Below are 22,325 nucleotides of genomic sequence, written 5' to 3' on the forward strand. Positions count from 1 at the left end.
GGCGTTGGCAAGAGGGGCGCCACGCGACGGTGCGTAAAGTTGACACGTGAGTGACACTTATGCTGAATTGGTAACAAGATGTCTTCGATTCGCGGCATAATCTTTTGATGCCTCAACGCCCAGAATGCATCTTAGTTTATGGATGTGCACCAATCAGTTTGGATTGACGTCGGCCAACTTCGGCGTGGCATGTACATACAGCTCGACCTCGGGTGGATGGAACATCCATTTCCGAAGGGTAGCTTCAAGATTTCGTCGCACGAACAAATTGGCGCCATTCGCTCGCTCGGCCTGAGCCGGCTGCGCTATTACCCGGCGCAAAGCGACCCCGCCAGCGAGAGCGACTTCGCTGCGCTGCAAGAACAATTGCCACCAGGCATGGCTTCGGCGCAAGCTTCGTCGCCTGCAGCGTTGGAGCCTGATGGCGCGACCCCTGCGGCTGTGGAGGCTGGCCCCACTGTGGCGCCCATGCAAGAGGTCGAGTGGCTGCGCAGCCAGCGCCGCGAACAACTGGCCAACCAACAACGTAGCCTGGAGCGCTGTGAGCGCAAGTTTGGCGAAGCCATGGTGCGTTTTCGGCGTGTCTCCGCGCAAGCCGGTGATCACCCCAAATCGGCTGGCGACCAAGCCGCCGAACTGGTGCAGAACTGCGTGGCCGAAGTGTTGGGCGCGGGCGATTCCGCGATTCGCTTGCTGTCAGAAACCATGGGCGACCGCAGCTCCGAGCACCCGGTCAACGTGATGGTGGTGTCGCTGCTGTTGGGCAAAGCCTTGGGGCTGCCAGCGGCAGAGTTGCATTTGCTGGGCCTGGCTGCCGTGCTGCACGACATGGGCAAAGCGCAGGTGCCCGAGCGTCTGCGTGCCATGGATGAAAAATTTTCTGCCAACGAACGCGCCTGCTACCGCGAGCACGTGACGTTTGGCGTGGCGCTGGGCAAACGCATGGGCTTGGCGCCCGAGGTGCTGGAAGGCATTGCGCAGCACCATGAACTGGTCGATGGCTCGGGCTTTCCTGCGGGCCTGCGCGGTGAGCAAATGTCGCAAGCGGGCAAGATTCTTGCGCTGGTGAATCTTTACGACAACCTGTGCAACCCTGCGCGCCTGGTCAATGCCATGACGCCGCATGAAGCCCTCTCGATGATCTTCGCGCAAATGAAATCCCGGTTCGACACCGCCACCTTGGGGGCGTTCATCCGCTTGATGGGGGTGTACCCGCCGGGCTCGGTGGTGCAACTGGTGAACGACGCCTATGGTGTGGTGGTCTCGGTCAACTCGGCCCGGCCGTTGAAGCCCCGCGTCATCCTGCACGACCAGAACGTGCCGCGTGATGAAGCATTGATCGTCGACTTGGAGCAACGCCCTGATTTGGGCATTCGGCGCAGCCTGAAGCCAGCGCAGTTGCCCGCTTCGGTGCGCGACTACCTGGCGCTGCGCCCGCGTGTTTGCTACTACGTGGAACGTAGTGGCGGTTTAGACCGCTTGGGAAGCCAGGCGTGACCCCGCCCGCGCTAGGCAGCCTCATCGAGGCGATGCTGGATGCTGTGTGTGTGGTGGAGCCCGGCACGCTGCACATCCTGGCGGTGAACGATGCCGCCGTGCAACTGCTGGGGGCGGGGCGTTTGAGCTTGATTGGGCGCGTGGTCACCGACTTCATGGTGGCGCTGGAAGACCAGTTCTTCTGGGAAGAGGCCGCCAGCGCATCGTCTGGCGACACCCCCAGCATTCACTCTGAAACCAAAATCCGTACCGCGCAACAAGAGTCGCGCCAGGTGGAGCGCCGCGTGAGTCTGACCACGTTGACCGATGGCACATCGGTGTATGTGGTGTGCCTGCGCGACCGCAGCCAGCACCGCCGCATGGAAGACGAGCTGGAGTTGGTGCTGGCCGAAATGCAGGCCACGCTGGAGGCCACGGCCGATGGCATTCTGGTGTGCGACCTGCACGGCCAAACCACCGCCTGCAACCGCCGCTTCGCCGAGATGTGGGAAATGCCCGAGACCATGCTGCTGCGCCGCGACGACGACGCCTTGGTCACCCACATGGCCGATGCCACGCTCGACCCCGATGGTTACCGCCAGCGGCTGGACAGCTTGGCGCTGTCGCCGTCTTCGGAAAGTTCTGACCTGCTGGTGCTGCGCGACGGCCGTTTGATTGAACGTGTATCGCTGCCGCAGCACAACCAGGGCCGCGCCATTGGCCGCGTGTATTCGTTCCGGGACATCACGCAACGCGTGGCATCTGAATCGAGCCTGCGCTTGGCGGCCAAGGTTTTTGAATCCAGCCTGGACGCGATTTTCATCGCCGGCCCTGACCACCGCGTGGTGGCCGTGAACCCCGGTTGCCTGCAATTGACCGGCTTGACCGAGGCCGACGTGCTGGGCCAAGAGGCGCAAAGCCTGTTCAGCACGCTGCAAGACTCTGACTTTCTGGCGCGCCTCAAAGAGAGCTGGGTGGAAGACGGCTATTGGCAAGGCGAGACCATCCACGTGCGCCGTGACGGCTCGGAATGCGCCGTCAAATTGTCTTGGGTGGCGCTGCGCACCGACAACGGCGAAGTCATGCAAAGCATTGGCTTCTTCAAAGATCTCACGCAAGAAAAAGCCAGCCAGAAACGCATCGAGCAACTGGCCTACACCGATGCCCTGACCGGCCTGCCTAACCGGCTGATGCTAAACCAGCACATCGAATATGCACTGCGCCTGGCCGCTCGCAGCGGTGGCGAGTTTGCGGTGATGTTCCTCGACCTGGACCGTTTCAAGAACATCAACGACTCGCTGGGCCACCAGTTTGGCGACCGCGTGTTGATCCAGGTGGCCGAGCGTTTGGGCCACTGCCTGCGCGAGGTCGACACCTTGTGCCGCCTGGGCGGCGACGAATTTGTGATGCACCTGCACATGGCCGATGCGGCTGCCGCCGAGCGTGTGGCGCGGCGTGTACTGGAGAGCCTGTCGCGGCCGTTTGCGGTGGATGAGTTGCAGTTCTCGGTGAGCTGCAGCATAGGCGTGGCCATGTACCCGAACGATGGCGCCACGCTGGACGAACTCATCAAGTGCGCCGACACCGCCATGTACCGCGTGAAAGACCGCGGCCGCAACAACTTCTGCTTCTACCAGCGGCAGATGAACATCGAGCTGCTGTCGCGCATGAAGATGGACCACGCCATGCGTGTGGCCATGGATACCGGTTTGTTCCGCCTGCATTATCAACCGCAGGTGAGCCTGGACAACGGCCGCGTGATCGGCGTGGAAGCGCTGATCCGTTGGTTCGATCCAGTGCTGGGCCATGTGTCGCCTGGCGACTTTATTCCGCTGGCAGAAGAGAGCGGCTACATCGTCACCCTGGGGGCCTGGGTGCTGGCCGAGGCCGTGCGCCAGGCGGCGGTGTGGCAAGAGGCGGGCCGGCCGATGATGGTGTCGGTCAACGTTTCGGCGCTGCAGTTTCAGCAGACCGATTTTGTGGAGCAGGTGGCCAGCGTTTTGCAGGCAGTAGGCTTGCGCCCCGAGCTGCTGGAGCTGGAGCTGACCGAATCGATTCTGGTGCAAGATGCCGCCGAGGCCCTGGCGCGCCTGGAAGCCCTGGCGGCTTTGGGTGTGACGCTGGCGATTGACGACTTCGGCACCGGCTACTCCAGCCTGGCCTACCTGAAGAAATTCCCGATCCACAAGCTGAAGATCGACCGCTCGTTCATTCGTGGCCTGCCCGACGATGGCGACGACCACGCGATTGTCAGCGCCATCATCCAGATGGGCCGTGCGTTGAATCTGACGGTGATTGCCGAAGGTGTGGAAACCAAGGCGCAGCGTGCCACGCTACTGCGTTTAAATTGCGACCAGTTTCAGGGTTTCTTGTGCTCGCCCGGCGTGGCCGCAGAAGACCTGGAAAACGCCATGGCCCGCGCGGCAGAGCGCGAAGGTGCGGTGGTGCTGCTGGATTAATAAGAGTAAGAGAGCAGCAAACAAAACTCAGCGCAGCGGTTCTGGCGAGGCGCTGTGTCGCAGGCAGTACGCTTAGTACGACAAGACGCAGCAACGATGCCAGAAGAGTTTTGTTAGCTGCTCAGGCCGCGCCACAACATGTAGGCGCCTAGCAGGTACAACACGCTGGCAAACACACGCTTGAGTTTCTTCACCGGCAGCTTGTGCGCGGCCTGCGCACCCAGCGGCGCCGTCAACACACTGCACACCGCAATCACGCCAAGTGCTGGCAACCAGATATAGCCGAGTGAGCCTGCGGGTGGGTTGACCACCGACGTGCCGCTGATCACATAACCCACCACGTTCGCCACGGCGATGGGAAAGCCCAGCGCTGCACTGGTGGCCACCGCATTGTGGATGCTGATGTTGCACCAGGTCATGAACGGCACACTGATGAAGCCGCCACCGGCACCCACCAGGCCCGACATGAAGCCGATGATGCCGCCCGCAGTCCACTGGCCGGTCGTGCCCGGCATTTGCCGCGTGGGCGCAGGCTTTTTGTCGAGAAACATTTGCGTGGCCGAAAACGCTACAAACGCGGCAAACAGCAACGAGAGTGAGGAGCCCTTGAGCACCGCAAACACCCCCAGGCTGCCGATCATGCTGCCCAGCACAATGCCGGGCGCCAGGTGGCGCACGATGTCCCAGCGCACCGCGCCGCGCTTGTGGTGTGCGCGCACGCTGGAGATGGAGGTGAACATGATGGTCGCCATGGAAGTGGCAATCGCCATCTTCACTGCGAGGTCCACACCCACGCCGCGTGTGCCCATGATGAAGGTGATGAACGGCACCATCAACATGCCGCCGCCAATGCCCAACAGGCCGGCCAAAAAGCCGGTGCTCAGACCGAGCAGGGCGAGTTCAAGGATAAGCGTCGGGTCCAGGTGCATCCGGCTTAGAGCGGCTAAAAAAACTCTTCTGGCGTCGTTGCTGCGTCTTGTCGTACTAGGCGTACTGCCTGCGACGCAGCGCCTCGCCAGAACCGCTTCGCTGAGTTTTTTAGTCGCTCTTGTTCTAGAAAATGTCTTGGGAGAAGGCTGCTGCTGAAGAGTTTCAGCAAAGCGAAGTATAGGTGTCTGCGAAGGCCACCGGACCCGCATCCTGAACCGGGGTTCAGGTGGGCTAGGTCAACCTCACATTGGGTTCATCTAACGCGAGATGATCACGCTTGCAAGGTGATATTCCAGGCCCGGGCTCAATGAGCATTGGTTCAAGGAAATATAAAGCCCGACGGGATCGCAGACGACTCTATTCTAAAGCCAGCTTTTGCCACTTTTGCAAATCTGGCGCAGCACTTTACGAAGTCAACCGATCAGCGGCAAAAGCGCGTCGAGAAGACGGGATTAAATCAGCCGCCCGTCGTCGCCCAAGGCTTCGTCCAGGCGCGCCAACAGCGAAGCCAGGTGTTCATCGTTTTCGCCAGATTCTGCGGTGGCAGGTGCTGTGGCCGGGGCTGCGGTTTCCGTTGCCGCGCGTTCGGCTTGGTCAAATGCCAGGTTCAGTGCGGCCAGCACGGCAATGCGGTCACGTGCCTTGACTTTGCCGGCATCGCGGATGGCGCACATGGCGGCATCGACCTTGGCCACGGCTTGCTGCAGGCGGTCGGCGCCTTCATCCGGGCAGGCGAGCAAGTAGCTCTGGCCCATGATTTGCACTTCAAGTTGGTTCATGTTGCTGGCGGCGTTCATGGGGCGTCACTCCGCGGGGCGGGCCGCACCACAGGTGGGCTGGAGATTTCGGGCAGGCGCTCCAGCAGGGCGTCGATGCGCGCACGCGCAGCGCCCAGACGGGACTTGAGCGATTCGCGCTCGTGGCTGAGCAGGGCAACCTGTTCCGTCAGCAGTGCGTTGGTGCGTTGCAACTCGTGGTAGCGCACCAAAAGCCGCTCGGTGCGCTCGGCAATTTGTTCGATTTGGGTGGGGTGGGCCATATGGGGCGTTATTGTAGGGCGGCGACATCTTTCCTACCGTGGTTCCACCTGTAAAATCCGCGCCGTTGGTGCTCGCGGCTTGGTTCACAGGCCGCAGTTCAACGGGAAGCAGGAGGGGAACACACATTCCCTAGCCTGCGCTGCCCCCGCAACGGTCAAGCAGACGGGTTTTAAAACGTGGAAACCTTGTGAATGCGTTTTGACGGCCCAGCTTTCATCACATAGCCACTGAGCGTTTTCGAACACACGCTTGGGAAGGCGATGCAAGTGTTCTGCCCAGCCCGGATACCGGCCAACACAGTGGCTACAACTTCGCCCCGCGCAGGTTGTGACCGTGTACGCTCAAGCACCGGCGGGGACGCCGGTGAGGGCCTTCTCCTCTGTCTGTGATCATGAAAAAAACTCTCTCTGGCGCATGCCTCAGCCGTCTGGCGGTGATGCCGTTCGCGCTGTCGATGGCCTTGCCCACGCTGGCCCAAAACGCTTTGCCCGAAACCGTGGTCACCGCCACGCGTGTGGCGCAACCATTGGCCGACCTGGTATCCGATGTGTCCATCGTCGACCGCGCCACCATCGAGCGCAGTGGTGCTACCGGTGTGGCCGATGTGCTGGCGCGTTTGCCCGGTGTTGAAGTTTCCCGTTCGGGCGGTGTCGGCAGCCCCACCAGCGTGTTCATCCGTGGTGGCAATTCGCAGCACACCGCTGTGTACCTGGACGGCGTGCGGCTGGACGTGCAATCGGGCAGCGGCGGCGCCAGCTGGGAGAGCATTCCGCTCGCGCAGATTGACCGCATTGAAGTACTGCGCGGCCCGGCTGCTGCGGTGTATGGCTCGGACGCCATTGGTGGTGTGATCCAACTGTTCACGCGCAAAGGCGAGGGCAAGCCTGCGCCCTACGTCGGCATTGGCGTGGGTAGTGACAAGCTGCGCAAGATTGAAGCCGGTATTAGCGGAAGTAGCGGAAGCAGTGGAAATGAAAATGCGATCGACTACTCGTTTGGCGTGGCCCGCGAGATCAGCGATGGCTTCGACGCGCAGCCACAGCGCCTGCGCAAAGCCAGCGACGGTACGCGCAACCCCGATGACGACGGCTACCGCAACACCTCGGGCAACGCGCGCGTTGGCTTGAAGATCAACAGCCGCCACCGCCTTGATGCCACCTGGCTCGGCAGCAACATGGACGCGCAGTACGATGACTTTTTCTACAACCCCACCGCACGTGTTGACGACCACAGCCTGAACCGCCTCTCTGCCACCGGCCTGAACTGGCTGGCGCAGTGGACGGACGCGTACTCCACGCGCCTCAGCGTGACCGACAGCGTGCAGCGATATGAGACCCGCCCCGACGTTTACCAAACCAAAACCAACCTGCGCGGCTACGTGTTCCTGAACGAACTGCGCCTGGGCGCACACCTGTTCACCGCTACGCTGGAGCGCCGCGAAAACGCGCTCGACAACTCTACGGTGAGCAGCAATACACGCACCAGTTCGCAAAACGGTCTGGCCCTGGGTTACGGCTTCACCCAAGGCCCACACGCCGTGCAACTCAACGCGCGGTACGACGACGACAGCGGCTTTGGCGGCAAGACTACCGGCAGCGCCGCATATGGCTACGCCATTACCCCCAACTGGCGCGCCACCGCATCGGCCGCCACGGCTTTCCGTGCGCCCACGCTGTACCAGCGCTACAGCGAATACGGCGTGGCCGACCTGCAGCCCGAAACCAGCCGCAACCTCGAGGCCGGCCTGCGCTATACCGTTGGCGCCAGCAGCATTGGCGCGGTGGTCTACCGCAACAAGGTGGACAACCTGATCACCTATGTGGATGGCCCAGGCGCTTGTCTGTCGAGCTGGGGTTGTTATGAAAGCGTTGCCCAAGCCGAGTACAAAGGCTTGACCTTGAGCGCCAACCACGCGATGGCTGGCGTCAACCTGCGCGCATCGCTCGACTTCCAGAACCCCAAAGACTTGAGCACTGGCAAAGACCTGGCGCGCCGCGCTCGCCGCCACGCCACCTTCGGCGCCGACACCACGGTGAGTGGCTGGACGCTGGGCGCCGAAGTGCAAGCCTCGGGCACGCGTTATGACGATGAAGCCAACAGCAACGTGCTCGGCGGCTACGGCCTGGTCAACCTGTCGGCCAGCACCCGCATCGCCCGCGACGTCAGCCTGCTGGCGCGTATCGACAACCTGGGCGACAAGGACTACCAAACCGCCCGCACCTACGCCACCGCCGGCCGTACCGTGTACGTCGGCCTGAAGTGGGCGCCACAGTGAGTTTTCAGTGAGTGTTTTTAAGTAATGTCTAACGCTGCGCATCCGGCTGGCCGATTGGCCCAATGCCCCGCCATCGTGGTGGCAGCCCCGGCCTCAGGCCAGGGAAAAACTACGGTGGCCGCCGCCTTGGCACGCCTGCACGCACGCCAAGGGCGGCGCGTGCGTGTGTTCAAGTGCGGGCCTGATTTTCTTGACCCGCACTGGCTGCAGCTTGCCAGCGGTGCGCCGGTGCAGCAGCTTGATTTGTGGATGACCGGCGAGGCCGATTGCCAGCAGCGTTTGTTTGATGCGGGGTTGGAGGCCGACCTCATCATCGTCGAAGGCGTGATGGGTTTGTTTGACGGCAAGCCTAGCGTGGGCGACTTGGCGGAACGCTTTGGTATTCCCGTGCTCGCCGTGGTCGACGCCTCGGCCATGGCCGGCACCTTTGGCGCCATCGCCCATGGTCTGCGCCACTACCGGCCCACGTTACCTTGGGCGGGTGTGCTGGCCAACCGTGTGGCCGGTGCGCGCCATGCTGACATGTTGCGCGAAGGCTTGAGTGACGCCAACGATTGGCTCGGCGCCATGCCGCGCGTCAGCCTGGAGACTTCCACTACTGCGGTCAAAAAAGGCCTGCTGCCCGAGCGCCACTTGGGCTTGGTGGCCGCGCATGAATTGGCCGATGGCCTGCAGCGCCTCGACGCCGCCGCCGATGCCCTGGCCACCACGCCGCTCGGCCAAATGTCTGCGCAAGACTTGCAGCGTTGGAGCGTTTCCTTTCCTGCGCCTACATCAACGACAGCCGCCGCAGCGCCGTTGCTCGCGGGCCGCACCATCGCCGTGGCGCGCGACGTGGCGTTCTGCTTCATCTACGCCGCCAACCTGCAAACGCTGGCGCAACTCGGCGCCAAGCTGGTGTTCTTCTCGCCACTGGCCGACGCGGCTTTGCCCGCGTGTGATGCCGTGTGGCTCACCGGCGGCTACCCCGAATTACACGCCGAGCAGATCGCGGCCAACCACGGCATGGCCGCGAGCCTGCGCGCACACGTCGCCCAAGGCCGCCCGGTGTGGGCAGAATGTGGCGGCATGATGGCGCTGTTTGAATCGATCACCCTGGCCGACGGCCAACAGCGCCCGCTGTGGGGTTTGCTGCCCGGCCAGGTGAGCATGCAGCGCCGCTTGGCCGCGCTGGGGCCGCAGCAACTCACGGTGTTTGATGAAGTGCTGCGCGGCCACACTTTCCACTACTCCACCACACAAAGCACGGCAGACGTTATCGCCCGCACGGCGCGGCCGGAGCGCCCCGGCTTTGATGCGAAGGCCGATGTCGGTGAAGCCGTGTACCAACAAGGCTCGGTGCGCGCGAGTTATTTCCACGCCTGGTTTGCGTCCAACCCTGTGGCCACGGCGCGCCTGTTTAGCAAAGACGCAGCATGACGCAGCCCTTCATCGCGCCAAGTGAGTTGATTCTGGGCGGGCAAAAAAGCGGCAAGTCGCGCCGCGCCGAAGAACTGGCGCGCACCTGGCTCGCCCAGTCGCCCAACCACCGCGCCGTGCTCATCGCCACCGCGCAACCGTGGGACGACGAGATGCGTGAACGCATCGCGCGCCACCAGCAAGACCGCGCCGAGCGTGTACCCGGCTTGCACACGCTGGAAGAGCCGCGCGACCTGGCGGGGGCGCTAACGCAGCATGCGCGGGCGGACACCTTGATCGTCATCGACTGCCTGACGATGTGGCTTACCAACTGGCTGATGCCCTTGGAAGACGCAGCGGTCGAGCTTAAGGAGAAAAGGCCTGTACCGCCCGAGTACCTGGCGCAACGCTCTCTCTTTTTGGAGGCGATTCAAAACGCACCAGGCCCCGTGGTGTTGGTGGGCAACGAGATCGGCCTGGGCGTGATTCCGCTCGGCCGCGAAGTGCGCGCGTTTGTCGATGCACTGGGCACGTTGAACCAAGCCGTCGCTCAAGCCTGCCGCCGCGTCACGCTGATGGCCGCAGGCCTGCCGTTGACGCTGAAAGACGTGGCATGAAATTTTCGCTCTGGAGCGTGGTGGTGTGGCTGGCGCTGTGGGCTAACGCAGCCAACGCCTTCGACATCACCGATGGTCGTGGCCGCGTCGTCTCTTTCGCGCAGCCACCGCAGCGCATCATCAGCCTGTTGCCCTCACTCACCGAAAGTGTGTGTGCGCTCGACCAATGCCAGCGGCTGGTGGGCGTAGACCGCTACTCCAACTGGCCCGCTGCGGTGCGTGGCTTGCCCCAAGTGGGCGGCGGCATCGACCCCAACATTGAGGCCATCGTCGCGCTCAAGCCCGACGTGGTGTTGCTGGCGCTGAGCTCGCGTGCCAGTGACCGGCTGGAGTCGTTGGGCCTGAAGGTGGTGGCGCTGGAGCCGAAAAACCAAGCCGACGTGCGGCGCGTGATTGGTACCGTGGGCGACCTGCTGGGCGTGCCGCATGCGCAGGGCGCCGACCGGCTGTGGCGCGAAATCGATGCGGGTGTGCAAGCGGCGGCGCAATCGCTGCCCGCTGCCGTGCGCAACACACGCGTGTACTTTGAAGTCAGCCGTGGGCCCTATGCCGCCGGTGAGGCATCTTTCATCGGCGAGCTGCTGCAGCGCCTGGGTGCGCGCAATGTGGTGCCCGCGTCGCTGGGGCCGTTTCCGCGCTTGAACCCCGAATACGTGGTGCGCGCCAACCCCGATCTCATCATGATCGGCAACCGCAGCATGCAGGCCATGGTGCCGTACCCCGGCTGGGCCAACCTCAAAGCCGTGCGCGACAACCATGTGTGTGTGTTTGGCCCTGACGACTCCGACGTGGTGGTGCGCCCCGGCCCGCGCATGGCCGAGGCGGCGCGCATCATGGCGCGGTGTTTGGCCGACAAGGGTGGATCGCATCCATGAAGGGCTTGCAGCGTCACGACGCGTCACACGACGCCGGTGCGCGCCGTGCCGTGCTGCTAGGCCTGTCGTTGCTGCTGCTCACCGGCGCGTTGGTGATGCTGGGGGCCAGTGTGGGCAGCACCGGTTTCGAGAGCCTGCGCGGCATGGCTGTCGATCCCGTGGCCTGGCAAATCGTCTGGGACATTCGCCTGCCGCGCACCGTCGGCGCCTGGTTGGCTGGCGCCTTGCTTGGGCTGGCGGGCGCTGTGGCGCAAGGCTTGTTTCGCAACCCCTTGGCTGATCCGTATCTGCTGGGCAGTGCCTCGGGCGCGGCCTTGGGTGGCGCGGTGGCGATGGCAATGTTCGGTGTGTCGCCGGTTGCGGCGCAATGGTTCGCTCTGGTGGGTATTACCGGCATGGCTTTTTTAGGCGCGGCCGGCGCGGTGCTGCTCACGCTGCTGCTGGCGCGTGGCGTGCAGCACAGCTTGCGGCTGTTGTTGGCGGGGGTGATCGTCGGTGTAGTGCTGGGCGCCGCGCGTGACTTGGTGGAGCTGGCTTCGCCCGACATCTTGCAGGCCATGCAGGCGTTCACCTTGGGCAGCACCAGCTTTGTCGGCTGGAATGCGTGTGTGCTGATGGCCGGCGCTTGGGGCTTGTGTGCCGCCGCATCTTGGGGCTTGGCACGCGCGCTGGACGGCCTGACCCTGGGCGAGTCCACTGCGCGCAGCCTGGGCTTGCCGTTGGTGCCGATGCGCGCGGGTTTGATTGGTGTGATCGCTTTGGCCACGGGCGCTGCCGTGGCGCAAACCGGGTTGATTGCGTTTGTCGGCTTGGCCGCACCGCACTTGGTGCGCTCCATCGTGCGCGTCACACACGCGCGGCACATCCAGCTTTCGGGCTTGATGGGCGGTGTGTTGCTGCTCGCGGCCGACGTGTTGGCGCGCTGGGTGCTGGCGCCGCAAGAGCTACCGGTGGGGGTGCTCACGGCGGCCATTGGCGGCAGTTATTTACTGTGGCGCATGCACCGCCGTTCGCGCGACGGGGGCTTTGCATGAAAACGGCTGGCACCGCTCTCCACGCGCGCAACCTCAGCGCGCGCATTGGTTCGGCGCAGATCCTGCACAGCATCGACCTGAGCTTGCCAGCGGGGCGCTGGACTAGCATTGTCGGCCCCAATGGCGCGGGCAAATCCACACTGCTGAAACTGCTGGCCGGCTTGTGGCCGCAAGGCAGCCTGCAGGGTGAAGTGCAACTTCTGGGCAAACCTTTGGCGCAGTGGCCTGCGCGTGAACGTGCGCGCCGCCTGGCCTGGCTGGGCCAGAACGAAAGTGCGGGCGACGACCTCAACAGTTATGACGTGGCCATGCTCGGCCGCCTGCCGCACCAAGCGTGGATGGCGCCGCCGAGTGCTGCCGACCACGCGGCGGTAGAGCAGGCGCTGCGCACCACCCAAGCGTGGGACTGGCGCCACCGGCCGCTGTCGCAGCTTTCAGGCGGCGAGCGCCAACGCGTGTTGCTGGCGCGCGCGCTGGCGGTGCAGGCCGAGGTGCTGCTAATGGACGAACCGCTGGCCAACCTCGACCCGCCACACCAGACCGACTGGCTGCAAACCGTGCAAGCGCTGGTGGCCTCTGGCCGCACGGTGGTGAGTGTGTTGCACGAGTTGTCGACCGCGCTGCAAGCTGACGCCCTGGTGGTGATGGCGCAGGGCCGCGTGGTGCACCAGGGCGCGTGCACCAGCCCCGCCACGCACCAGGCTCTAGAGCAGGTGTTTGACCAGCGCATCCACGTGCGCGAGCTTGATGGCATGTGGCTAGCGTTGCCGCGCCTGCATAAAACAATTTGAAAGTGATCCGCATGGAACTCGAATCCGCCCCCACAGAAAAAGGCTACACCAAACCGGAAGGCGAACGCCGTGGTTTGATCATCGTCAACACCGGCGACGGCAAGGGCAAAAGCACGGCCGCGTTTGGCCTAGCGCTGCGCGCCCATGGCCGCGCCAAGGCGGTGAAGATTTACCAGTTCATGAAGGTGCCCACCGCACGCTTTGGCGAGCACCGCATGTTCGAGCAACTGGGCATTCCGATCGAAGGCCTGGGGGACGGCTTTAGCTGGAAGAGCAAAGACCACGAGCACTCGGCAGAGCTTGCGCGCCAGGGCTGGGAGCGCGCGCGTGCGGCCATTTTGTCGGGCGAGCACTTCATGGTGGTTCTCGATGAAATCACCTACCCGCTGATCTACGGCTGGCTGCCGCTGGAGCCAGTGTTGGAGACCTTGCGCACGCGGCCCAAAGACGTGCACGTGGTGCTCACCGGCCGCCGCTGCCCGCCTGAGATCATGGAACTGGCCGACACCGTGACCGAGATGACGCTGGTGAAACACGCCTTCAAAGCCGGTGTGCCCGCGCAACGCGGCATCGAGGACTGATCCCTCAGCATGTTGTTCGTCTTGACGCTGGATGCCCCGTGGCTTGCCGCAGCGCTAGCCTGGGCGGTGCTGGTGGCACTGGCGTTGGACCTGTTGTGGGGCGAGCCGCCGGTGCGCTGGCACCCCGTGGTGTGGATGGGGAACTGGCTAGGCTGGGCGGGGCGCCGCGCCGCGCCGCTGGCCGATGCCCCAGGTGCAGTAGCTCAACGCTTTAAGCCTTTTATGCTCGGTGCGCTTGGTTGGTCTGTGGGGGCTGCTACTTTTTCAATAGTGGCGTGCGGCCTGCAAGCGGCGGTGATGCATGGTTTGCGAAGTGCCGCGCCGTGGTGGGCGGTGCTGGTAGCGGGCACGCTGTTTGGTCTCTTGCTCAAACCCATGCTGGCCTGGCGCATGTTGCGCGACGAGGTGCTGGCGGTGGAGGTGGCGTTGGAGGCATCACTCGAAGCCGGGCAAGACCGGCTGGCACGTTTGGTGAGCCGGGACGTGACACAACTGGACGCCACTGCGGTGCGCGAATCGGCGATCGAGTCGATGGCCGAGAACCTCAACGACTCTGTGGTGGCACCGCTGTTTTGGTTTGTGCTGCTGGGCCTGCCCGGCGCCGTGTTTTACCGCTACGCCAACACGGCCGACGCCATGTGGGGCTACCGTGGCCAACGCGGTGGCCGGGTGTGGGAATGGGCCGGCAAATGGGCGGCGGTGGTGGACGATGTGTTGTCTTGGCTGCCCGCGCGTTGGACGGCTTTGCTGCTGTGGTTTGCAGCCTCTAAACGCAACGCTTTCACCTGGCGCACGTTGGGTGTTGAAGCGCGCAAAACGCCATCACCCAATAGCGGCTGGCCCATGGCGGCCATGGCTTTGCTGTTGGGCGTGGCGCTGCGCAAGCCGGGCGTTTATGTGCTGCACGCCGAAGGTGCTGCGGCGCAGCCGCAGCACACCTTTCAGGCCCAAAATGTGGCACAAAAAGTGGTGCTGATGCAGGCAGCATGTGCGGCGGCCACTCTCTTTTTATTTAGCTTCTTATGAGTTTGATGCATGAGGGCGTAGCGCCCACACCTCCACACGGAGGCTCAGGGCCCATTCCTCAACGCTTGCATGGCGGCGTGGACGCTTTGGGCGCGGCGAAGTTCGACTTCTCCACCAACAGCAATGCCGCAGGCCCGTGCCCCGAAGTGGTAGCCGCGCTGCAGCGAACCGACGCTACGCGTTACCCCGACCCGGCCTACCCGGCGCTGCGTGAAAGCCTGGCGGCTTGGCACGGCGTGGCGCCCGCGCGCGTGGTGTTGGCGGCCAGCGCCAGTGAATTCATTTTTCGCTTCACCACCTGGATGGTGCAGAAGGGCGCGCGCCGCGTGTGGTGGCCGCAGCATGCTTACGATGACTATGCCGCCGCCGCGCAGGCCTGGGATTTGATGGCCGTCGGCCGGCCGGCGCAGGCGCAACTGGCCTGGGCCTGCGACCCCTCCAGCCCGCTGGGCCAAGACCACCAAGAGTGGGCCGGGTTGCCGTTCTCTTTTCCCGTTGGTGCGCCCGTACCTGCCAGCCCGGTGTGGGTGCTGGACCGGGCCTATGCGCCTTTGCGCCTGAGCGGCCAGCCCGCGTTGGCGCCCGCGCAGTTGGATGCGGTGTGGCAGATGTGGACGCCGAACAAGGCGCTGGGTTTGACCGGGGTGCGCGCGGCCTACGCGATTGCGCCCAACACACCTGAAGGTTTGGCCGCTGTATCGGGCCTGGGGCGTTTGTGCCCGTCTTGGCCCGTGGGTTCACACGGCTTGACGCTGTTGCAGGCCTGGACCACGCCCAGCGTGCAGCAGTGGCTGCTTGAAAGTCTGGACACCTTGCGCGCGTGGAAGCAGCGGCAATGGGCACTGTGTGCGCAATTGGGTTGGGCTTGCACGCCCAGCCACGCCAACTTTTTCGTGGCGCAGCCCACCGTTGGCAAGGGGGCCGTTGAAGCGCTAGAGGTGACGGCTGCCACCATGCCCGAGCGCCTGGCGGCGCTTCGCACCTCGGGCATCAAGTTGCGCGATGCGGCGTCTTTTGGGCTGCCGGGGCGGGTGCGGGTGGCGGTTTTGCCGCCGCAGGCGCAGGACGCGCTGGCCCAGGCGTGGGCGGCTCTGGCCTGAGCGGCGGGATCGGCAGGCTGCCGAAATCTGTGGCCGGTGCTGTGGCGACGGCGGTCATGTGGGCTGCAGTGGCCAGATCGGCGATCACGGAAATCGGCGACAACTCCAATGGCTGATTTCTGCTGGTGTCGTTGGTCAGGCCCGGGCTCAGCAGCAGCGCTTGCTCAAACGTCACTTCGGTCCACCAGTCGAGCAGCCAGCCGTCGTGGAACGAGACTTCGTCGACGCGGAAAAAGCGGCCGTCCACGGTGTCGATGGCAAAGCAGCGTTGCGGCATGCTGCGGCGTTTGGTGTCGGCGGCTTCAATCCAGCCGGTCAGGTTGTCGGTGTCGATGCGCGGGCCCAGCTTGCGCTCAAAGCATGATGTGATGATGTCCACGAAGGTGCGCGACTCGGGCTTCACGGCGTAGAGCTGCAAGAAGATGTCGTTGGCCCAGACCAGGCGGTCCGAAGGGTCGAACAAGGCGGCGGCAATGTGGCCCAGGCTCAAACCCGACAACACCCGCGCAATCACCGGCATGTCGTTACGCAGGCCGGGCTCGCGCGCGCCGATGTCCAGCGTCGCCGGGCGGCTGTCGCCAGCCGTGACCACGCAGTCGCGGCCCCGGTCTTTGGCGCGGTACAGCATTTGGTCGCACAGGCGCATCCAGGCTTCGTGGTTGGGTACATCCGGTGTGAGGCCGGCCAGGCCGAAGCTGGCGGTGACGGGTAGCTTCTCGTACAGCGGGTGCTTGCGGATGCTGGCCTGTAGCCGGCGCATCAGTTCACCGGCTTCTTTGGGCGGTGTGTTGGGCAGCAGAATGCCGAATTCTTCGCCACCATAGCGGCCAGGCATGTCGATGCTGCGCAAGGCGGTGCGCAAGCGCTCGGCAAAATTGCGCAAAACCGTGTCGCCGGTGGCGTGGCCATAGGCGTCGTTGATGGCTTTGAAGTGGTCCAGGTCAATCAACACCAGGGTCGACACCTGGCCGGTGCGGCGAAAGCGCGCAAACTCGGTTTTCACCTGCGCTTCCCAATGGCGGCGGTTGTACAGGCCGGTCAGGCCATCGTGCTGGCTCAGGTGGGCCAGTTCTTCACGCTGGCGCTTGAGTTGGCTCAAGGCTCTGAACAAGATGTGGCCCACCGAGATGGGGTGCAGCACCAGCAACGGTAGCGAAGCCGCGACCTGCAGTGCGGTGGAATCAGGCTCCCAGCGAAAGCCAAACAGCAGTATGCCCAGCGCCAGGCCCGCCAGCGTGCTGATGCAGCCGCGCTGAAACTGCCTGCGCCCGCCAGCGATCATGCTGTCCATGCCTAGCAGCGTGAAGATCAGGGCGGTGGGCACCAGCGTGAAGGCCATGGCGGCAAACCAGATGCCGGTGAGGAAGTGATCCAGCAGCAGGTTGCGGCACTCGGCGCGTACCGAATTGGCTGAGCCGCGGGCCCAGCGCCAGGCGGCGTGTGGCCACACCAACGCGTGCAAGGCCAGTGCCACCCACACCCACCAGCCATAGTCCATGGACCACAACACGCTGCCAATGGCCAGCGCACCCAATAGAAGGCCTACCACACGAGGGAAATAACATGCCCGAGCGTAGCTGGCGTTGGGTCTTTTTCTTTTGTTCAAAATCGATTGCTTCTATCGGAAAGCCAGGTTTCAAGGGCCTGAGGGGGGAGCGGTCGGGCGAAAAGGTAGCCCTGCAGTGCAGAGCAGCCCCGTTCCGCCAGGAACACCCGCTGATCTTCTGTTTCAACGCCTTCGGCCACTACCTGGAGGTCCAGACTTTCACCTATGCGCAACACCGAAGTGGTCAGCGCGCGTGCGACTGCGCTGTTCTCCAAGTCTTGCACAAAGCTGCGGTCGAGTTTGAGTTCCTGGATCGGTAGCCGGTGCAGATTGCCCAGGCTGGAGTATCCAGTACCAAAGTCGTCCAGCGACAAGTGCACACCCAGTGCGCGCACCGCGTGTACGGTCGCCAGCACCTGCGGATTGTCGTCGAGCATGACCGATTCGGTCATCTCCAGCGTGAGGTCGTTGGGCTGCAATTGGTATTGCTGCAGCATGCCAGCCACCTGTGCTGGCAGGCTGGCATCGCGGAAATTGCTCACCGACAGGTTGACGGCCACATTGGGCACAGGGATCAGTCGGCGACGCCATTCGGCCATCTGGCGGCAGGCGTGGTTCAGCACCCATTCGCTTAACTGGCCCATCAGGCCGCATTCTTCGGCCAGAGCCACAAACCGCATCGGCGGCACCATGCCTAGGTGTGGATGTTGCCAACGCAACAGCGCCTCTACACCCATCAACCGCGCGCCGCTTGGGCTGACCTTGGGCTGGTAGTGCAGGTGCAGCGCGTTCTGCTGAATGGCCAGGCGCAAGTCGGCTTCGAGCATGGCGTGTTCTTGCACCTGCTGGTTCATCTCGGCGCTGAAAAAGCGAAACGCGCCCTCGCGCGACGATTTGGCCTGGTGCATGGCCATGTCGGCGTGACGTGAAAGGGTGTCGATGTCGGCGCCGTCTTCGGGCGACATCGCAATGCCGATGGCCACGCTGGGCCGCATCTCTTGTGTGCCCATCAGCAGGGGCTGGCATAGCGCCGCCATCAGGCGCTCGGCCAGTTGCGCGGCCGATTGGGTGCCCAGGTACGGCGCCACCACCAGAAACTCGTTGCCGCCCAGGCGGCCGACCGAGTGGCTTTCGCCCACCGTGGTCTTGATGCGCTGGGCCACTTCGCGCAGCACCGCATCACCCACCGCGTGGCCATGGGTGTCGTTGATGTTCTTGAAGCGGTTCAAGTCCAGGTGCAGCAGCGCCAGCGGCGCATTGGTGCTGCGGGTTTCAAACACCACGCGGGTGGCATGGGTGCGTAGTGTGTCGCGGTTGGGCAGGCCGGTCAGCGCATCGAAAAAGGCCAGTTGGTGCAGGCGTGTGCGAGCTTCTTCGCGCTCCAGCACCAATGCGCAGATATGCAGGCTGATGTTCACGAGCCGCTCGTGGAACGGGCTCGGGGCCCGTGACTCTCGATAGTAAAAAGCGAAGGTGCCGCGTACCTTGCCTTCACCGTCTTTGATTGGGCTGGACCAGCAGGCGCGCAGTCCCAGCGGCAACACCAAGGCCTTGAAGTCGGCCCACAGTGGGTCGTTGGCAATGTCGGTGACCAGCACCGGCTCGCCGCGCCACGCAGCCGTGCCACACGAGCCGCAGGCGGGGCCAATCTTGATGCCATCCAGTGCTGCCGAGACCGCCTCGGGCATGCTGGGCGCGGCCAGGGGGCGCACACAACCTTCGGCATCAATGCCCAGCACCGTGGCTACGACTTCAGGGGCGATGCGTTCGATCTCGCGGCACATCAGCGTGAGCACCTCGGTGATGGGCCGCTCCTGCACGGTGGCGGCGAGCACCTTGTGCTGCAGAACCTCGTGCATCTTGGTGAGGGTGATGTCGGTCAACGCGGTCAGGATGTTGACGAGTTGGCCTGATTCGTCAAACACCGGGTTGATGGCCAGCGACACCCACAAGGGGCGGGCGCTACGGGTATGGATCAACAATTCGGCGTGGTGCCCCTGCGGTGCGCGAGTGGAACGCAGGCTGCAGGATTGCACATAGGCTTCGACCGCGTTCAGCGCATCGGTGTCGGTGTGGGCGCTGGCCAGCACCCAGGGCACGAGTTGGCCTTCGACCTCTTCAATGGTGTAGCCCAGCATGCGGGTTACGCCACGGTTGATGAAGACAATGCGTCCGTCGGGAGAGGCCACAAAGATGGCATGGTCGCTGGCGTCAATGGCGCGGGCCAGTTGCAGCAAGGGGTGCGGGCGGGTGGGGCCGGGGGGGATGGCTTTCAAGAGCGCCACATAACGTGTGGCCTCGGGGTTGGGCGGGTCTTCTGCTTGCGGCGCCGGAGGGCGCACCAGCGTCAAGCTGACCCAGCGGGTTTGCCCGTCTTTGCGCAGAATAGGCAATTCCTGGCTGCGCTCGATCAGATCAATCGGGTCGGGCGGATTGCTGCGGCGCAGCAATGGGTGCAAGAGTTCGTTGACCGGCGTGCCGATGACGTCGGCCTGCGTCATGCCCCAAAGGTTTTCGGCGCCCGAGTCGAACTGGGTGACACGGTACTGCGCGTTCATGGCTACAACCGCGTCCACGTCTGCTCCCATGGAGCGAGCCAGTGTGTCGACCGACGAAGGAGACGGGGTGGCAGAGGCCATCAATACATCCTTTTGGGTGTTTTCAGTTTACCCCCTGCGGCTGAAAAATGAATGGCTACGGTATGCTCGCGGGCCGAACCGGATGGTGAACCCTGTGCTCTATGGCATGTCGGCGATGATGCCCCATTCCGCCCCCTTCGCCAAGCGTGAAAGAAGGGCTTCGGTCTATACACCTGTCAAGAGAACACCCGTGAATGAATTGTTTGGAGAGTGGGTATGACTGCGCCTGCCGATACGGCGAATGCCGCGCCCAAAATCGCCCGCTGTGTTATGGTGCTGGGCACCACCAGCGGCGCTGGTAAAAGCTGGCTCACCACCGCGCTGTGCCGCTGGTACCAACGCCAGGGCCTGACGGTGGCGCCGTTCAAGGCGCAGAACATGAGCAACAACGCCCGCGTGGTGGCGGGTGGCGAAATCGGCAGTGCGCAGTATTTTCAGGCGCTGGCGGCGGGCGTGGAGCCCACCGTCGCCATGAACCCCTTGTTGCTGAAGCCCGAGCGCGACACGCATAGCCAGGTGGTGCTGATGGGCCAGGTCAACGCCGAACTCACCGGCATGGACTGGCGCAGCCGCAGCGCCAAGGTCTGGCCGGCCGTGGCGCAGGCACTCGACACCTTGCGCAGCCAATACGACGTGGTGGTGATCGAAGGCGCGGGCTCACCGGCCGAGATCAACCTGCACAGCAGCGACATCGTCAACATGCGCATCGCGTTGCACAGCCAAGCCCAGTGCCTGCTGGTGACCGACATCGACCGTGGCGGCGCCTTTGCCCACCTCTACGGCACCTGGGCGCTGCTGCCGACTGAAGAGCGCGCTTGCATCAAGGGTTTCGTGCTCAATAAGTTCAGGGGCGACGCCAAACTGCTGGCTCCCGCCCCGCAAATGCTGCAGGATTTGACAGGCGTGCCCACCGTGGCCACCTTGCCGATGTGGCGTGAACATGGCTTGCCCGAAGAAGACGGCGTGTTTGACGACCGCAGCACCGGCCGCGCCGGCGTGGTGCAGCGGACGGTGGCGGTGGTGGCCTACCCGCGCATCAGCAACCTCGATGAATTTCAGGCGCTGAAGAACATTCCTGGCCTACGCCTGGTGTGGGCGCGCAGCCCGGCCGATGTGGCGGGGGCCGACTGGGTGATCTTGCCTGGCTCGAAGCACACCACAGGCGATTTGCAGTGGTTGCGCCAACAAGGTTTGGATCGCGCCATTTGTGACCATGCCGCGCGTGGCGGCGCGGTGCTGGGCATTTGCGGTGGTTTGCAAATGCTGGGCGAGGCCTTGGTGGATCTGCACGGCATTGACGGCAACGCACCCGGCCTGGGCCTGCTGCCGCTGGTGACGGTGTTCGACCCAGATAAAACCGTGCGGCGCACGCAAAGCCAGTTCTTGCCCGACTTCGCGCTGGGAGGGGCTGTAGGGGCTGTAGGGCCTTGGACTGCTTTGGCCGGTGTGCCGGTGGCCGGCTACGAAATCCACCACGGCCAAACGCAGCAGCAAGAAGCCATGGCGCTGGCGGGGGATTTGGCTGTGCCCGTGCTGCCCGACAACCTGGGTTGGCGCAATGCCGCTGGCAACGTGCTGGGACTTTACTTGCACGGCATGTTTGAAGATGCCGCCGTGTTGGCCGCGCTGTTTGGCGCACAAGCCACCACGCCGGAGCAGGTGTTCGATGGGCTGGCCGACTACATCGACCAGCACTTTGAATCGGGGTTTTTAGCGTCGTTGATCGAGCGCTGATCGAAGTCTAAAAACTTACTTGAGGTTGCCCGACAAAAACTGGCCCAGCCGCACGCTCTTGGGGTTGGCCAACACATCGGCGGGCACACCTTGTTCTTCGATGCGGCCCTTGTGCAAGAAGATCAGGTGGTTGGCCACCTCGCGTGCAAAACCCATTTCGTGGGTGACCACCACCATGGTGCGGCCTTCTTGCGCCAGCGTGCGCATGACCTTCAGCACTTCAGACACCAGCTCGGGATCGAGGGCGCTGGTGGGTTCGTCAAACAGCATCACCTCGGGCTCCATGGCCAGGGCGCGCGCAATGGCCACGCGCTGCTGCTGGCCGCCGCTCATGTGGGCGGGGTAGCTGTCGGCCTTTTGCTTCAGGTCGACCAGGGCCAGGTATTTGTTGGCGCGGGCCACGGCTTCTTCTTTGCTAATGCCCAGCACATGCATCGGTGCTTCGATGATGTTTTGCTGCACCGTCATGTGCGCCCACAGATTGAAGTGCTGGAACACCATGGCCAGCTTGCTGCGCAGGCGCTGCAATTGCTTTTGCTCCACAGCGTGCAATTCACCATTCTTGGCGGGTGCCAGTTTCAACTCTTCACCGGCCACGGTGATGCGGCCCTGGTTGGGTTTCTCCAGCAAGTTCAGGCAGCGCAGAAAGGTGCTTTTGCCCGAGCCCGAACTGCCGATGATGCTGATCACATCACCCGCGTGGGCTTGCAGCGACACACCTTTGAGCACCTCGTTGCTGCCAAAGCGTTTGTGGATGTCGTCCGCCTGAAGTTTGAGCGTGGGGCTGGTCATGGGGCTTCAAAT

General features: G+C 63.7%; 18 protein-coding genes and 1 riboswitch. Of the genes, 12 read left to right on the forward strand and 6 right to left on the reverse strand.

Annotated elements, in window-relative coordinates; all coding sequences use genetic code 11:
• The first annotated feature begins 189 nt into the window (after positions 1-189).
• Together ACPWMG_RS09540 and ACPWMG_RS09545 are read left to right on the forward strand one after the other, a co-directional pair.
• Positions 190-1,497 carry a cyclic di-GMP phosphodiesterase gene (locus tag ACPWMG_RS09540; protein ID WP_483304402.1) on the forward strand — a complete coding sequence of 436 codons (1,308 nt, stop codon included), beginning with the start codon at positions 190-192 and terminating at the stop codon, positions 1,495-1,497.
• Entirely contained in the window at positions 1,494-3,935 is a 2,442-nt protein-coding gene (locus tag ACPWMG_RS09545) for a sensor domain-containing protein (RefSeq protein ID WP_483304403.1), read from the forward strand. The genes ACPWMG_RS09540 and ACPWMG_RS09545 overlap by 4 nt, the downstream gene beginning before the upstream one ends.
• 113 nt (positions 3,936-4,048) lie before the next feature.
• Here ACPWMG_RS09545 and ACPWMG_RS09550 read toward each other — a convergent pair whose 3' ends face one another.
• The 3 genes from ACPWMG_RS09550 to ACPWMG_RS09560 form a co-directional block, all read right to left on the reverse strand.
• Positions 4,049-4,864: a sulfite exporter TauE/SafE family protein gene (locus ACPWMG_RS09550; protein WP_483304404.1), complete on the reverse strand. Its 816-nt coding sequence runs from the start codon at positions 4,862-4,864 to the stop codon at positions 4,049-4,051.
• A 453-nt stretch (positions 4,865-5,317) separates the two neighbouring features.
• Positions 5,318-5,644, reverse strand: coding sequence for a cell division protein ZapA (locus ACPWMG_RS09555; protein WP_483305217.1), 327 nt, complete (start codon positions 5,642-5,644; stop codon positions 5,318-5,320).
• A 14-nt stretch (positions 5,645-5,658) separates the two neighbouring features.
• Positions 5,659-5,904, reverse strand: coding sequence for a cell division protein ZapB (locus ACPWMG_RS09560; protein ID WP_483304405.1), 246 nt, complete (start codon positions 5,902-5,904; stop codon positions 5,659-5,661).
• Between the two features lie 49 nt (positions 5,905-5,953).
• Positions 5,954-6,215, forward strand: a riboswitch (cobalamin riboswitch).
• An 81-nt stretch (positions 6,216-6,296) separates the two neighbouring features.
• Here ACPWMG_RS09560 and ACPWMG_RS09565 point away from each other — a divergent pair.
• From ACPWMG_RS09565 to ACPWMG_RS09605, 9 genes are read left to right on the forward strand one after another with little or no spacing between them, the layout of a single operon-like run.
• Positions 6,297-8,180 carry a TonB-dependent receptor domain-containing protein gene (locus ACPWMG_RS09565; protein WP_483304406.1) on the forward strand — a complete coding sequence of 628 codons (1,884 nt, stop codon included), beginning with the start codon at positions 6,297-6,299 and terminating at the stop codon, positions 8,178-8,180.
• Between the two features lie 24 nt (positions 8,181-8,204).
• Positions 8,205-9,599, forward strand: coding sequence for a cobyrinic acid a,c-diamide synthase CobB (locus tag ACPWMG_RS09570; RefSeq protein ID WP_483304407.1), 1,395 nt, complete (start codon positions 8,205-8,207; stop codon positions 9,597-9,599).
• Positions 9,596-10,195 carry a bifunctional adenosylcobinamide kinase/adenosylcobinamide-phosphate guanylyltransferase gene (locus ACPWMG_RS09575; RefSeq protein ID WP_483304408.1) on the forward strand — a complete coding sequence of 200 codons (600 nt, stop codon included), beginning with the start codon at positions 9,596-9,598 and terminating at the stop codon, positions 10,193-10,195. Before ACPWMG_RS09570 ends, ACPWMG_RS09575 begins: the two co-directional genes overlap by 4 nt.
• Complete coding sequence (locus ACPWMG_RS09580; RefSeq protein WP_483304409.1) at positions 10,192-11,070, forward strand: ABC transporter substrate-binding protein; 879 nt, start codon at positions 10,192-10,194, stop codon at positions 11,068-11,070. The genes ACPWMG_RS09575 and ACPWMG_RS09580 overlap by 4 nt, the downstream gene beginning before the upstream one ends.
• Positions 11,067-12,104, forward strand: coding sequence for a FecCD family ABC transporter permease (locus ACPWMG_RS09585; protein WP_483304410.1), 1,038 nt, complete (start codon positions 11,067-11,069; stop codon positions 12,102-12,104). Before ACPWMG_RS09580 ends, ACPWMG_RS09585 begins: the two co-directional genes overlap by 4 nt.
• The gene (locus tag ACPWMG_RS09590; protein WP_483304411.1) at positions 12,101-12,895 is read left to right on the forward strand and encodes an ABC transporter ATP-binding protein; all 795 of its coding nucleotides are present in this window, start codon (positions 12,101-12,103) and stop codon (positions 12,893-12,895) included. Before ACPWMG_RS09585 ends, ACPWMG_RS09590 begins: the two co-directional genes overlap by 4 nt.
• 11 nt (positions 12,896-12,906) lie before the next feature.
• A complete protein-coding gene (gene cobO, locus ACPWMG_RS09595; protein ID WP_483304412.1) occupies positions 12,907-13,476 on the forward strand; it encodes a cob(I)yrinic acid a,c-diamide adenosyltransferase in 570 nt (189 codons plus the stop codon).
• Between the two features lie 9 nt (positions 13,477-13,485).
• Positions 13,486-14,502, forward strand: a complete 1,017-nt coding sequence (gene cbiB / locus ACPWMG_RS09600) for an adenosylcobinamide-phosphate synthase CbiB (RefSeq protein WP_483304413.1) — start codon at positions 13,486-13,488, stop codon at positions 14,500-14,502.
• A 5-nt stretch (positions 14,503-14,507) separates the two neighbouring features.
• The gene (locus ACPWMG_RS09605) at positions 14,508-15,602 is read left to right on the forward strand and encodes an aminotransferase class I/II-fold pyridoxal phosphate-dependent enzyme (protein ID WP_483305218.1); all 1,095 of its coding nucleotides are present in this window, start codon (positions 14,508-14,510) and stop codon (positions 15,600-15,602) included.
• Here the strand turns inward: ACPWMG_RS09605 and ACPWMG_RS09610 are convergent.
• Both ACPWMG_RS09610 and ACPWMG_RS09615 read right to left on the reverse strand, forming a co-directional pair.
• Entirely contained in the window at positions 15,493-17,151 is a 1,659-nt protein-coding gene (locus tag ACPWMG_RS09610) for a sensor domain-containing diguanylate cyclase (RefSeq protein ID WP_483304414.1), read from the reverse strand. The genes ACPWMG_RS09605 and ACPWMG_RS09610 overlap by 110 nt on opposite strands.
• 53 nt (positions 17,152-17,204) lie before the next feature.
• On the reverse strand, positions 17,205-19,787 hold the full coding sequence (locus ACPWMG_RS09615) for a sensor domain-containing protein (RefSeq protein WP_483304415.1): 2,583 nt from the start codon (positions 19,785-19,787) through the stop codon (positions 17,205-17,207).
• A 216-nt stretch (positions 19,788-20,003) separates the two neighbouring features.
• Here ACPWMG_RS09615 and ACPWMG_RS09620 point away from each other — a divergent pair, with 216 nt between their 5' ends.
• Complete coding sequence (locus ACPWMG_RS09620; RefSeq protein WP_483304416.1) at positions 20,004-21,521, forward strand: cobyric acid synthase; 1,518 nt, start codon at positions 20,004-20,006, stop codon at positions 21,519-21,521.
• Between the two features lie 15 nt (positions 21,522-21,536).
• Here ACPWMG_RS09620 and ACPWMG_RS09625 read toward each other — a convergent pair whose 3' ends face one another.
• Entirely contained in the window at positions 21,537-22,313 is a 777-nt protein-coding gene (locus ACPWMG_RS09625; RefSeq protein ID WP_483304417.1) for an ABC transporter ATP-binding protein, read from the reverse strand.
• Positions 22,314-22,325 lie beyond the last annotated feature (12 nt).

The sequence above is a fragment of the Hydrophilobacter chitinilyticus genome (assembly GCF_049860745.1).
Lineage (GTDB): Bacteria > Pseudomonadota > Gammaproteobacteria > Burkholderiales > Burkholderiaceae_C > Rhodoferax_B.